At 69.2% G+C, this 12,869-nt stretch carries 13 protein-coding genes and 1 tRNA gene; 10 read left to right on the forward strand and 4 right to left on the reverse strand.

Translation table 11 applies throughout. The features are described from left to right. Positions 1-289, reverse strand: a 289-nt coding sequence (locus JWP28_RS16790; RefSeq protein ID WP_299544708.1) for a PLP-dependent transferase, incomplete at its 3' end; no start/stop codon positions are given. Positions 290-582: 293 nt separating this feature from the next. Here JWP28_RS16790 and JWP28_RS16795 point away from each other — a divergent pair. Both JWP28_RS16795 and JWP28_RS16800 read left to right on the forward strand, forming a co-directional pair. Beyond that, on the forward strand, positions 583-1,602 hold the full coding sequence (locus JWP28_RS16795; protein ID WP_299544709.1) for a 2'-deoxycytidine 5'-triphosphate deaminase: 1,020 nt from the start codon (positions 583-585) through the stop codon (positions 1,600-1,602). A gap of 88 nt (positions 1,603-1,690) precedes the next feature. Then, positions 1,691-2,575, forward strand: coding sequence for a TraB/GumN family protein (locus tag JWP28_RS16800; RefSeq protein WP_299544711.1), 885 nt, complete (start codon positions 1,691-1,693; stop codon positions 2,573-2,575). A 163-nt stretch (positions 2,576-2,738) separates the two neighbouring features. On the opposite strand, the gene JWP28_RS16805 is transcribed toward JWP28_RS16800, so the two are convergent. Further along, on the reverse strand, positions 2,739-3,323 hold the full coding sequence (locus JWP28_RS16805) for an HD domain-containing protein (protein WP_299544713.1): 585 nt from the start codon (positions 3,321-3,323) through the stop codon (positions 2,739-2,741). Positions 3,324-3,385: 62 nt separating this feature from the next. Then, positions 3,386-4,480 (reverse strand): NADH:flavin oxidoreductase, encoded by a 1,095-nt coding sequence (locus JWP28_RS16810; protein WP_299544715.1) that lies wholly within the window; start codon positions 4,478-4,480, stop codon positions 3,386-3,388. 156 nt (positions 4,481-4,636) lie between these two features. On the opposite strand from JWP28_RS16810, the gene JWP28_RS16815 reads away from it, so the two are divergent. Further along, positions 4,637-4,711: transfer RNA gene (locus tag JWP28_RS16815), tRNA-Gly, on the forward strand. Between the two features lie 25 nt (positions 4,712-4,736). Here JWP28_RS16815 and JWP28_RS16820 read toward each other — a convergent pair. Continuing rightward, positions 4,737-4,862: a hypothetical protein gene (locus tag JWP28_RS16820; protein WP_299544717.1), complete on the reverse strand. Its 126-nt coding sequence runs from the start codon at positions 4,860-4,862 to the stop codon at positions 4,737-4,739. 244 nt (positions 4,863-5,106) lie between these two features. On the opposite strand from JWP28_RS16820, the gene JWP28_RS16825 reads away from it, so the two are divergent. From JWP28_RS16825 to JWP28_RS16855, 7 genes are all read left to right on the forward strand, one after another. After that, positions 5,107-6,249, forward strand: coding sequence for an acyltransferase (locus JWP28_RS16825; protein WP_299544719.1), 1,143 nt, complete (start codon positions 5,107-5,109; stop codon positions 6,247-6,249). A gap of 198 nt (positions 6,250-6,447) precedes the next feature. Continuing rightward, positions 6,448-8,532 (forward strand): transketolase, encoded by a 2,085-nt coding sequence (gene tkt, locus JWP28_RS16830; protein ID WP_299544721.1) that lies wholly within the window; start codon positions 6,448-6,450, stop codon positions 8,530-8,532. Further along, positions 8,529-9,659: a transaldolase gene (gene tal / locus JWP28_RS16835; RefSeq protein ID WP_299544723.1), complete on the forward strand. Its 1,131-nt coding sequence runs from the start codon at positions 8,529-8,531 to the stop codon at positions 9,657-9,659. The genes tkt and tal overlap by 4 nt, the downstream gene beginning before the upstream one ends. Positions 9,660-9,690: 31 nt before the next feature. Further along, a complete protein-coding gene (gene gnd / locus JWP28_RS16840) occupies positions 9,691-10,689 on the forward strand; it encodes a phosphogluconate dehydrogenase (NAD(+)-dependent, decarboxylating) (RefSeq protein ID WP_299544725.1) in 999 nt (332 codons plus the stop codon). Then, a complete protein-coding gene (locus tag JWP28_RS16845; RefSeq protein WP_299544726.1) occupies positions 10,682-11,524 on the forward strand; it encodes an HAD family hydrolase in 843 nt (280 codons plus the stop codon). Before gnd ends, JWP28_RS16845 begins: the two co-directional genes overlap by 8 nt. Further along, positions 11,521-12,198: a ribulose-phosphate 3-epimerase gene (rpe, locus tag JWP28_RS16850; protein ID WP_299544728.1), complete on the forward strand. Its 678-nt coding sequence runs from the start codon at positions 11,521-11,523 to the stop codon at positions 12,196-12,198. Before JWP28_RS16845 ends, rpe begins: the two co-directional genes overlap by 4 nt. Before the next feature lie 5 nt (positions 12,199-12,203). After that, positions 12,204-12,869: glycogen debranching N-terminal domain-containing protein (locus JWP28_RS16855; RefSeq protein ID WP_299544729.1), on the forward strand; the 666-nt coding region annotated here is incomplete at its 3' end.

The raw sequence follows: 12,869 nt of genomic DNA on the forward strand, positions 1-12,869 counted from the left end.
CGGTCAGCGCCACGTGCACCGCGCTCATGCCCGAGGCGGTCGCCCGGCAGACATCGGCGCCTTCCAGGAGCGCCAGGCGGTCCTCGAACATCTGCGTCGTGGGGTTGCCGAAGCGCTGGTAGATGAACCCCGGCCCGCCGCCGAAGCGCTCGTCGGCCGCCTGGGCGCTGTCATAGGCGAAGCTCTGCGTCAGGAAGAGCGCCTCAGAGATCTCGCCATAGGGGCTGCGGGCCATGCCGCCGCGCACCAGACGGGTCTCGGTCTCCCAATCCCTCGGGTTTTCGGCCATGGCGGGCTCCTTTGCGGGCAGAGCGCCGCTTGAACGGCAGACGCGCCAAGGCGTCAAGCCGGGCTTTCCTCGCTCCCGAGAGAGCCAAGCTAATGGTCCTTCTCCCCTTGTGGGAGAAGGTGGCCTGCGAAGCAGGTCGGATGTGGGGTCGAACGCCCTATCCGATCTGAGTGTGGAATCGCGCCGAGGGCGGAGCAAAACCCCACATCCGTCACCCTTCGGGCGACACCTTCTCCCACAAGGGGAGAAGGATGCTTGCAAGCTCAAGGTTCTCCGATAAGTCTTGGCCGCCCATGAGCGACACCCAACGCCCGGGCATCCTGCCCTGCCAAGCCATCGAAGCCCTGATCGCCGGCGGCGCGATCACGGCCGACACCCCCTTCGAGGACGACCAGGTCCAGCCGGCCAGCCTCGACCTGCGCCTGGCAAGCCGCGCCTGGCGGGTGCGCGCCTCGTTCCTGCCCGGCCGCCACACGGTGCGCGAGCGGATCGCCGAGGTCGCCATGCACGAGGTGGACCTGACCCGCAGCGCGGTTCTGGAGCGCGGCTGCGTCTACATCGCCGAGCTGCAGGAGCGGCTGAAACTGCCGAAGGGGGTCTCGGCGCGGGCCAACCCGAAGAGCTCCACCGGCCGGGTGGACGTCTTCGTGCGCCTGCTATCCGACCGGGGCGCGGCCTTCGACGACGTGGACGCGGGCTACGACGGGCCGATCTACATGGAGATCGCGCCGCAGACCTTCTCGGTGCTGGTCCGCACCGGCACCCGGCTCAACCAGCTGCGCCTGAAGGTCGGGACGCCGGAGCGGCTGCGGACCGAGAGCGTCGGGGTCGACCTGACGGGCGAGATCGCCGGCTTCCGCGGCCGCCGCCACGCCGGCCTCGTCGACCTCGACCATGAGGACGGCCACGATCCGCGGGACTTCTGGGAGCCGCTGCGCCCCAAGGACGGCCAGCTGCTGCTCGATCCCGGCGAGTTCTACATCCTGGCCTCCAAACAGGCGGTGGAGATCCCGGTGCTGGAGGCCGCGGAGATGACCCCGATCGACCCCTCCGTCGGCGAGTTCCGGGTGCACTACGCCGGCTTTTTCGATCCCGGCTTCGGCACCGACGAGGCGCACGGCAAGGGCTCGCGCGGCGTGCTGGAGGTGCGCAGCCACGAGACGCCCTTCATCCTGGAGGACGGCCAGACGGTGGCCCGCCTGGTCTACGAGCCGCTGACCGAGAAGCCCGACCGGCTCTATGGCGACCTCGGGTCGCATTACCAGCGCCAGGGTCTAAAGCTATCGAAGCATTTCCGAATTTGGGGCGAGTAGCTTTCCGCCCCTCGACCATTTCCTCTCGGAATGGTCAAACGATTGACGTTTCCGAAATCCGTCGTGGATTTCGGGGGAAGGGGGCCGCATGTCCCGGTTCCGTTTGGCCGTCGCCGCGGTCGCCGCCGCCGTCGCGAGCTTCGCGGGCGCCGCCGCCCAGGCCGCGCCCGCCATGTGGCGGGTCACCAGCCCCACCGCCGAGGTCTATCTGTTCGGCACCCTGCACGCCTTGCAGCCCACCACCCACTGGCGCACGCCCGCCTATGACGAGGCCTACGCCAAGGCCTCAGCCGTCTGGTTCGAGGCCGACGTCGGCGCCGCCGACGCGGCCACCGTCGGACTGATCGTCAACCGCTACGGCGTCGATCCGGAACGGGGGCTGAGCGAAAAACTGCAGGCCGCCGACCTGCGCGCACTGGGCGACGAGGCCGACATGGCGCGGATCGAGCACCTGCGGCCGTGGGCGGCGGCGCTGATGCTCTCCATGCAGCCGGTGCTGGCCCGGGGCGCGAAGGTCGAGGCCGGCGCCGACATGGCCGTGACCCGCCAGGCCCGCGCCGGCGGCAAGCAGATCAAGGTCTTCGAGACCCTGGAAGACCAGGCGCGGCTGTTCGCGGGCCTGCCCGAGCCAGCCGAGATCCAGTACCTGGCCGACGTGATCCACCAGCGCCATGCGCCGCCCCGGCAGATCAGCCTCAAGCCCACGGCCATGTCGATGGAGTCCGCCTGGATGGCGGGCGACCTGGCGCGGCTGGGTCCGAGCCTGACCGCCGAGATCGCGCGCGAAAACCCCAGCCTCTACGACGCCCTGCTGAAACGCCGCAACCTCGCCTGGGCCGACAAGCTGACCGCCGAGATGGGCCAGACCAGGGGCGTCGAACTGGTCAACGTCGGCGCCCTGCACATGGTCGGCCCCGACGGCCTCCCGGCGCTGCTGGCGGCGCGCGGGTTCAAGGTGGAGCGGGTGCAGTAGCGCCACCAAGCGGGCCGAACTGTCTTCCCCCGGTATGGGGGAAGTGGCCCGAATTGCGAAGCAAGAGGGTCGATGGGGGAAGTCGAGCCTGCGGAAGCCACTTCCCCCATTGTCGCCCGCCTTCGGCATTGGCGACATTTCCCCCGTACCGGGGGAAGGCAGCTCAATCCCGCTGGTAGATCGACTGCTTGGGCGTCTCGGTCACCCGCCGCAGCATCGGCTCGAAGGCCTCCAGCGGCATGCTCTCATAGGCCGGATCGAAGCTGTTCTGGTCGTAGAGGTGGCAGAACTGGGCGCAGTACTCGAAGTGCGGGTGGCCCCGGAACTGCTCGCGCATGTCGCGGTCGAGGCCGATGTAGTGGAAGAAGTAATAGCCCTGGAAGACGCCGTGCTTCTCCATCATCCAGTGGTTGGCCTCGGAGATGTAGGGCTTGAGGATCGTCGCCCCGAGCTCGGCATGATTGGCCGGCATCAGGATGTCGCCGATGTCGTGCATCAGGGCGCAGACCACATATTCCTCGTCCTGCCCCGCGCGGTGGGCCCGGGTGGCGGTCTGCAGGGAGTGCTCCAGCCGGTCCACCGCGAAACCGCCGTGGTCGTTGTCCAGCAGCCTCAGGTGCGCCAGCAGCCGGTCGGCCAGCTCGCCCCGGTGCGGGGCGGCGGCGCGGCTTATGGCCATCCAGTCTTCCTGGGTCCCCTCGGTCATGGCGTGGAACTTCGCGCGGTCCAGGACTTCGCCGTCGGCCATCGGGGGCCTCCTCTGATCTTTGCGCGATGGTGCGGCCGGGCCGCGCCGACGTCAACGCGGGCCTACGCCGGCTCGGTCGCCGGTTCCTCGACGAAGCCCTTCCAGCCCTGCATGTACTTCACGAACGCCGGGCTCAGCCCCTCGGCGAGCAGGTAGTCGCCGCTGACCGGGATCTTCACCGGCGTGAACGCCGGATCGGCGGCCAGCTTCTGCGGCCAGTCGTGGTGCAGGATCGCCGCGCGGCCCAGCAGCACATAGTCCATGCCGCGCTCCAGGCAGGCGCGCGCATCGTCCGGCGTCATCACCTTGCCCGCGCAGCCCAGCCGCACCTTGCCGCGCGGCAGCTCGGTGAAGTAGCTCATCAGGCTCCGGCCCTGGAACGCCTCCTCCATCGGCTCCTTGGCGTAGTCCCAGAGCGACATGTCGAGGTAGTCGATCTTGCCCTGCGCCAGGATTTCCCCGGCGACCTGGCGGATCTCGGCGAGCTTCAGGCCGAACCGTTCCGGCGACAGGCGCAGGCCCAGGCTGAAGTCGGGGCCGGTGCGGGCGCGGACGCCGTCGATGATCTCGTGGACGACCCGGGCGCGGTTCTCGAGACTGCCGCCGTAGCGGTCGGTCCGCTGGTTGACTTCGGGGCTGAGGAACTGGGCCAGGATGTAGCCGTGCGCGCCGTGCAGCTCGACGCCCTGGAAGCCCGCCCGCTCACAGCGCACGGCCGCGGCGATGAAGTCGTCCCGCAGCTGCTCGACCTCCGCCAGCGTCAGCGCGCGGGCCCCAAACTCGGCGTTGTCGGACGGGCAGACCGGCGCCTCGCCGATCAGCTCCTTCGGGCTCCGCATGCCGGCGTGGTGCAGCTGGGCGACCGCGACGCTGCCGTATTCCCTGATCTTCGCCGCCAGCCGGGTCAGTCCCGCCAGGTGTTGGTCGCCGAACACGCCGAGCTGGCCCGGGAACCCCTGGCCGATCCGCTGTACGTGCGCCGCGCAGGTCATGGTCAGGGCAAAGCCGCCCTTGGCCCGCAATGTCAGCCAGGTGAACTCCTCGTCCGACAGGGTCCCGTCGGCATGGCTCTGCAGGTTGGTGAGCGGCGCCAGCACCAGGCGGTTCTTCAGGGCCGGCCCGTGGGCCAGGGTCAGCGGCTCGAAAAGCTGGGACAAAGGCAGGTCCTCAAACAGTTGTTCGACACCTTCTTAGCGGAAGGCCTCGCCACCCGGCAATCCAGGGGACCTGACAGCGCCCCGACCCCCGCTGGCGCCGCTCACCGGCTTGAGGGCCGCCGGAAGACCGGCTAAGGAACCCCACCTCCAGGGATCGCGGCCGTAGTTCAGAGGTAGAACGCAAGCTTCCCAAGCTTGATGTCGTGGGTTCGATTCCCACCGGCCGCTCCAATCTCCGTCCGATCATCATGCCGAGCTAGAGCGGGCTATAGCCCGTCGAGAACAGCACGATCGAGATCAGGGCGAACCCGCTGCTGAGGAGGAACAGCCCCATGGCCCAGAGGGACGGGTGGGACTTGTGGGGGGCCGTCGGGTTGGTCATGGCCGTCGCTCCTCCGTGCGGTCGATCGTCGCCAGCTTTGAACCTGCGCTTTGAACCGCCGATGAACGATGTTGTAAGGGTGATTGGCGACGCCTTAACCAAACCTCGGCGGGCAGTCGCCAGGCGCGGCGATTGATCTCCCCTGGACGTGCGCGTGCGGCGCGCGTCACATCCGATGCTCGCACAACCTCCATTTGAGTCGCCGCCCTTGGAAACGCCCGCATCGTCGCCGGACGCCCCCCGCTTGCCTGGCCTCGATCTGATCCGCGCCGTCGCGATCAGCTGGGTGATGATCTACCACAGCTCCCTGTTCGGCTTCGCCTCGCAGGCCAACTGGATGGTCGGTCGAGGCTGGATGGGCGTCGACCTGTTCTTCGTTCTCAGCGGGTTCTTGATCGCCGGGCAGCTGCTTCGGCCGTGGGCGCGCGGCCTGCGGCCCAGCTATTCCCGCTTCTTTGCCCGTCGGCTGTTGCGGACCTTCCCGGCATTTCTTGTCGTCGTGGCCGCCTACTTCCTGGTTCCTCTGGTCCGCGATCGCCAGGACATCCAGCCCCTGTGGCAGTTCCTGACCTTCACCGAAAACCTGTTCTTCGACATCTCGACGCCGAAGGCCTTCTCGCACGTCTGGTCTCTGTGCGTGGAGGAGCAGTTCTACCTGCTGTTTCCGGCCGTCGTCGCGCTGCTTGCGATCCGGCCGACGCCAGGGAAGATCGTCGGGGCGGTGATCGCGGTCCTGCTCCTGGGCATGGCGCTTCGCGGGTATTTCTGGCTGCACGACGTCGCCCGCACGCCGTTCGACATCGCCTCTCCGCCGCGCGGCGGCCGTTACATGACCGCGATCTACTACCCGACCTGGACGCGCCTCGACGGCCTTCTGGCGGGCATCGTGGCCGCCATTATCCGGACCTTCCGTCCGGCGCTTTGGAAACGGTTGACCCTGCGGCCGAACCTCTTGCTGGCGGCGGGCCTCGCCGGCGTCGGCCTCTCGGTCCTCGCCTTCGCCGGGCAGATCGCAGGCTTCTGGGTGACGGTGCTCGGTTTCCCGATGTTGTCGTTCAGCATTGCGTTGATCGTGATCGCCGGCAGCGACGGCCGTTCCATCATAGGCCGCTACCCCGTGCCGGGGGCCGGCGCGCTGGCGGCGGGCGCATACAGCCTCTACCTGACGCACAAGGCCGTCTTCCATGCGGTCCAGATCGCCGCGCCGCAGCTGCCCGTGCGCCTGCACGGCGCGGGTTTGGGGCTAGCCCTTCTCGCCGCCTTGGCTGTCGGGGCCGCGCTCTACTGGCTGGTGGAGCGGCCATTCCTGAAGCTTCGCGACCGCTTCGAAGGCCCCTCGCGCAGCTCGCTCGCCGTGTCGCCGCTGCCGGCGATCATCGCCGATTGAAGGCGCTGAGCGGCGGCTCCAGCGCGATTGAGCGCGAGGTTCTCGGAACCCGGCGGACGCCGGGCCGTTGCTCCAGCAGCCTGCATTCGGAGCGTCGTCTCCGTGAAATACAGGCGTTGGTCACCGCTGTTCCAGACACGTCTCAGGCGTCTTGCCCGCAGGCGGTCGTTGGCGCAGCCTCTGCGTTCGGAGACCGGCATGAGCGGCGCAGCGGATCGCTTTTCGGCCGGGATCGATACCGCCGAGTTGGCGATCGACACGATCCGCACCCTGGCGATCGACGCGGTGGAAAAGGCGCAGTCGGGCCACGCTGGCGCGCCCATGGGTCTGGCGCCCGTGGCCTATACGCTGTGGACGCGCTTCCTGCGCTACGACCCCAAGGATCCGACCTGGGTCAACCGCGACCGCTTCGTGCTGTCGGCCGGCCATGCCTCCATGCTGCTGTACAGCCTGCTGCATCTGGCGGGCGTGGAGGCGGTGGACAGCCGCGGCCAGCCGCAAGGCCGTCCTGCGGTCAGTCTCGACGACATCGAACACTTCCGCCAGCTCGGCAGCGTCACGCCGGGCCATCCGGAATACCGTCACACGACCGGCGTCGAGGCGACCACCGGGCCGCTGGGCCAGGGCTGCGGCAACAGCGTCGGCATGGCGATGGCGGAGCGTTGGCTGGAGGCGCGGTTCAACAAGCCGGACCGCAAGCTGTTCGACTACAGCGTCTATGTGATCTGCAGCGACGGCGACATGATGGAAGGCGTCGCCAGCGAGGCGGCCTCCCTGGCCGGCCACCTGAAGCTCTCCAACCTCTGTTGGATCTACGACGACAACACGGTGACCATCGAGGGCCATACCGACCTGGCGTTCAGCGAGGACGTGGCGGCGCGCTTCCGCGCCTACGGCTGGGCGACCCTGGACGTGGCCGACGCCAACGACACCGAGGCCTTCGCCCAGGCCATCGAGACGTTCCAGAAGACCTCCGGCCGCCCGACCTTCATCCGGGTGAAGAGCGTCATCGGCTACGGCTCGCCGCACAGGCAGGGCACGTCCAAGATCCACAGCGATCCCCTCGGGCCGGACGAGGTGCGGCTGACCAAGGCGGCCTACGGCTGGCCGCAGGACGCCCAGTTCCGGGTGCCGGACGGCGTGCGCGCGCAGTTCGCCGACACCCTGGGCGCGCGCGGCAAGGCGCTGCGGCAGGCGTGGGAGGCCGACTTTGCCCGCTACCGCGAGGCCGAGCCGGCCCTGGCCCGCGAGCTGGACCTGATGCGCCGGGGCGAACTGCCCCAGGGCTGGGACAGGGACATCCCGAGCTTCCCGGCCGACGCCAAGGGGATCGCCAGCCGCGAGGCCTCCGGCAAGACCCTCAACGCGATCGCGCCGCACATCCCCTGGCTGCTGGGTGGGGCGGCGGACCTCGCGCCCTCCACGAAGACCAAGCTGGAGTTCGACGGGGCCGGTACGTTCAGGGCCGGGGATTACGGCGGCCGCAACCTGCACTTCGGCGTGCGCGAACACGCCATGGGGGCCATCGCCAACGGCCTCGCGCTCTCGAACCTGCGGCCCTACACCGGCACCTTCCTGATCTTCAGCGACTACATGCGCCCGCCCACGCGGCTGGCCGCGCTGATGGAGCTGCCGGTGGTGTTCGTCTTCACCCACGACTCTATCAGCCTGGGCGAGGACGGACCGACCCACCAGCCGATCGAACAGCTCGCGGCCCTGCGCGCGATCCCGGGTCTGATCACGCTGCGGCCTTGCGACGCCAACGAGACCGCCGAGGGCTGGCGGCTGATCCTCGGCCAATCGCAGCAGCCGGCCTGCCTGGTGCTCTCGCGCCAGGCCCTACCGACCCTCGACCGCGGGCGCTACGCGGCCGCGGAGGGCCTGCGGCGCGGCGCCTATGTGCTGGCGGACGGCGACCGGACTCCTCAGGTGATCCTGATGGCCACCGGCAGCGAAGTCTCCCTCTGCATCGAGGTCTATGAGCGGCTGACGGGCGAGGGCGTCGCCGCGCGCGTGGTCTCCATGCCGTCGTGGGACATCTTCGAGAAGCAGGACCAGGCGTACCGCGACCAGGTGCTGCCGCCGGACATCGTGGGCCGCGTGGCCATCGAGCAGGGCGCCAGCCTGGGCTGGGACCGCTACGTCGGTCTGGGCGGGGCGATCCTCGCCATGCACACCTTCGGCGCCTCGGCGCCCAACGCCGACCTGAAGACCAGGTTCGGCTTCACCCCCGATCACCTCTACGAGGCGGCCAAGGCGCAGGCCGGCCGAAGCAAGCCATGACCAATCCGCTGCAGCAGCTGGGCGAGGCCGGCCAGGCCGTCTGGCTCGATTTCATCGACCGCAAGATCCTGGAGACCGGCGGACTGAAGAGGCTGATCGCCGAGGACGGACTGAAGGGCGTGACCTCCAACCCCTCGATCTTCGAAAAGGCGATAGGTGAGGGCTCCGACTACGACGACCGCATCCGGGGGCTACTGGCGCAGGGGGTGACCGAGGCGGCGGAGGTCTTTGAACACCTGGCGATCAGCGACATCCGGGACGCCGCCGACCAGCTGCGCCCGGTCCATGACGCGACCAACGGCGCCGACGGCTTCGTCAGCCTGGAGGTCTCACCCTATCTGGCGCTGGACGCCGACGGGACGGTGACGGAGGCTCGGCGACTGTGGCGCGCGGTCGGCCGGCCGAACCTCATGGTCAAGGTTCCGGGGACGGAAGCCGGATACCAGGCGATCCGCACGCTTGTGGGCGAGGGGATCAACATCAACGTCACCCTGCTGTTCGCGCTAAAGGCCTACCTGGCGGTGGCGGAGGCGCACATCGCGGGCCTGGAGGCGTTCAGCGCGGGCGGTGGCGACGTCGGCAAGGTCGCGGGCGTGGCCAGCTTCTTCGTCAGCCGGATCGACACCCAGATCGACAAGAAGATCGACCAACGCGTCGCCGACGGCGACAAGGACGCCGACCGGCTAAAGGCGTTGCGCGGCAAGGTGGCCATCGCCAACGCCAAGGTGGCTTACCAAGAGTATCTGAAGCTGATCGACACCCCGCGCTGGAAAGCTCTGGCGGCGGCAGGCGCGCGGCCGCAGCGGCTGCTGTGGGCGTCCACCGGAACCAAGGACCCGGCCTATTCCGACGTGCTCTATGTCGAGAACCTGATCGGCCCGGACACGGTCAACACCATGCCGCCCAAGACCATGGACGCGTTCCGCGACCACGGCCGGGTCGCCGAAACCCTGACTCAGGATGTGCCCGAGGCCGAACGGGTGCTCGCTGAAGCCGAGCGCCTGGGCCTCGACCTGGAGGGTGTGACCCGGGATCTGGTCACCGACGGCGTCAAGCTGTTCTCGGACGCGGCCGACAAGCTGCTGGCGGCGGTGCGCAGCAAGCTCGCCCAACGACGGGCCGGCTAGGCGGCCCGCTTCAACAGGAAGGACAAAGCGCATGCAGCTGGGCGTCATCGGTCTGGGCCGGATGGGCGGCAACATTGTTCGACGGCTCATGCGCGGCGGTCACGCCTGCGTCGTCTGGAACCGCACCCCCGACACGGTGAAAGCCCTGGCTGACGAGGGTGCGACGGGGGCGGCCGACATCGAGGACCTGGTGGGCAAGCTGCAGGCGCCGCGCACGGTATGGCTCATGTTGCCGGCCGGCGACGCCACCGAGGAGGTGATCCGGCAACTGGCCGGGCTGCTCGGGTCCGGCGACACCGTGATCGACGGCGGCAACAGCTTTTACAAGGACGACATCCGGCGGGCGCAGGCGCTGAAGGCCCAGGGCCTGCACTATGTCGACGTGGGCACCTCCGGCGGCGTCTGGGGCCTGTCGCGCGGCTATTGCTTGATGATCGGCGGTGAGCCGAGCGTGGTGGATCGGCTGGACCCGATCTTCCGCACGCTGGCGCCCGGCGCAGGCGATATCCCGCGCACCAGGCGGCCCGACGGGGCCGACCCGCGCGCGGAGCTCGGCTACATCCACGCCGGTCCGGTCGGCGCGGGCCATTTCGTGAAGATGATCCACAACGGCATCGAGTACGGGCTGATGCAGGCCTATGCCGAGGGCTTCGACATCCTCCGCAACAAGGCCTCCGAGGCCTTGCCCGAGGACCAGCGCTACGACCTCGACCTGACGGACATCGCCGAGGTCTGGCGGCGCGGCAGCGTCGTCTCCTCCTGGCTGCTGGACCTCACCGCCTCGGCCCTGGCCGGGGACGCCAAGCTGGAGAAATACAGCGGCGCGGTGGCCGACTCCGGCGAGGGGCGCTGGACCATCGAGGCGGCGATCGAGGAGGCCGTGCCGGCCGAGGTGCTCTCCGCCGCGCTCTACGCCCGTTTCCGCTCGCGCCAGGAGCACACCTTCGGCGAGAAGCTGCTGTCGGCCATGCGCTTCGGGTTCGGCGGCCATGTGGAAGGCCCCCTGACTGGCGGTGGTGGCGGTGGCTGACGCCGCGCCAGCGCCGCCCGTCGCCTTCCTGATTTCGGATGTGGACGGCACCCTCGTCACGCCCGACAAGCGGCTGACCGAAGCCGCCGCGGCCGCAGTGCGATCGCTGCACACGGCGGGTGTCGGCTTCAGCCTGATCTCCAGCCGTCCGCCCCGCGGCATGGCCGCCCTGCTGAGCGCGCTGGAGGTCGATCAGCCGTTCGCGGCCTTCAACGGCGGCAGCATCCTCGGCCCGGACGGCGAGGTCCTCGAACGCCTGACGGTTCCCCGCGAGGCGGCCCGCATGGCGCTGGCGTTGTTCGACTCGCGCGGGGTCGACAGCTGGGTCTTTGCGCGGGGCGAGTGGTGGTTGCGCGATCCGCACGGCGTCAACACCGACCGCGAACGCCGCACGGTCGGTTTCGAGCCGACCGTCATCGCGAGCTTCGACCCCCTGCTGGAGGAGGTCGACAAGCTGGTCGGTGTGTCGGGCGATCATGACCTGCTGGCCCGGACGGAGATCGAGGCCCAGGACCAGCTGGCGGGGCTCGCCGCGGCCGTGCGCTCGCAGCCCTACTATCTGGACGTCACCCACCTCCAGGCGAACAAGGGCCGCGCCGTACGCGAGATCTGCCGCCTCATTGGCCTCGATCCGCAGCGATTGGCGGTGATCGGCGACATGGAAAATGACGTGTCGATGTTCGTGGAGGCGGGTTTCGCCATCGCCATGGGCCAGGCGTCGGAGGCCGTGCGCGCCGCCGCCGACACCGTCACCGGTCCGAACACCGAGGACGGCTTCGCCGAAGCGGTCCGCCGATACGTCCTGCCCCGCGCCGCGTCGGGGGCCGCGGCATGACCGACCGCGCCGTCATCGTCGCGCCCTCGATCCTGTCCGCCGACTTCACGCGGCTGGGCGAGGAAGTCCGGGCCATCGACCAGGCCGGCGCGGATTGGATCCATCTGGACATCATGGACGGCCGCTTCGTGCCGAACATCACCTTCGGCCCGGACATCGTGAAGGCGATCCGGCGCTGTACGGGCAAGCCGCTGAACTGCCACCTGATGATCGTCGAGCCCGAGCGCTACATCGAGGCGTTCGCGGACGCCGGCGCCGACCACCTGCTGGTGCAGGCCGAACCGGGCTCGACCATCCACCTGCACCGCGTCCTGAGCCGGATCCGCGAGCTGGGCAAGAAGGCCGGCGCGGTGCTGGATCCGGCCACGCCGCCGGACTTCGTGGAGTACGTCCTGCACCTCTGCGACGTGATACTGGTGATGACCGTGAACCCCGGCTTCGGCGGCCAGCACTTCCTGCCGGAGGTGCTGCCCAAGATCACCGCGCTGCGGACGCTGTGCGACGATCGGGGCCTGCCCACCATCATCGAGGTGGACGGCGGCCAGAGCGGGCCGACCACCCGCCAGGTCCTCGCGGCGGGCGCCGACGCCATCGTGGCGGGAACGGCGGTGTTCGGGGCCGCCGACTATGCGGACGCCATCGCCGCGATCCGTGAAGGGCGCGAGGCGCGGTAGCAGACATGGCCGCGGAGATCACGGTCGGGCCGCCCAGGCTCGCGATCAACCAGGGCCACAGCTTCCTGCTGACCGAGCAGGACGGCCAGATCCCATCGAGGACGGACAAGGGGCTCTACGACCTCGACACCCGCCTGATCTCGAGCTGGCGAATCTATGCGAACGGCGTGCCGTGGAGCCTGCTGAATTCGGGGAACATCGCCTACTACGCCAGCCGCGTCTTCCTGCAGAACCAAGCCATCCCAAGCGAAGGCGGCGGCATTCCGGAGGGGAGCCTGGCCCTGACGCTGAGCCGCACCATCAGCGAGGGGCTCCACGAGGACCTCGACCTGGTGAACCACGGCGCCGATCCGGTGCAGTTCAACCTGGAGATCGCGATCCGCAGCGACTTCGCGGACCTCCTCGAGGTGAAGCGGGGGCGCATTGTCCGCCGCGGCCGCATCCAGACCGAATGGGCCCCGCGCGCCCAGCGGCTCGACACCGTCTACGTCAATGCGGACTTCAAGCGCAGCCTCTGCGTCAAGGTCCGGCGCGCCGGCAGCCGGGCGGTCTACGCGAACGGCCGCATCAGCTTCGACATCGCGCTCGCCCCCGGCGAGGCGTGGCATGCCTGCGTGATCTACGAGTTCGCGGGGCGGGCGGGACGGGCGCCGGAGAGCTGCGTCGAGGGC

Source organism: Phenylobacterium sp. (genome assembly GCF_028290885.1).
In the GTDB taxonomy this organism is placed as follows: domain Bacteria; phylum Pseudomonadota; class Alphaproteobacteria; order Caulobacterales; family Caulobacteraceae; genus Phenylobacterium.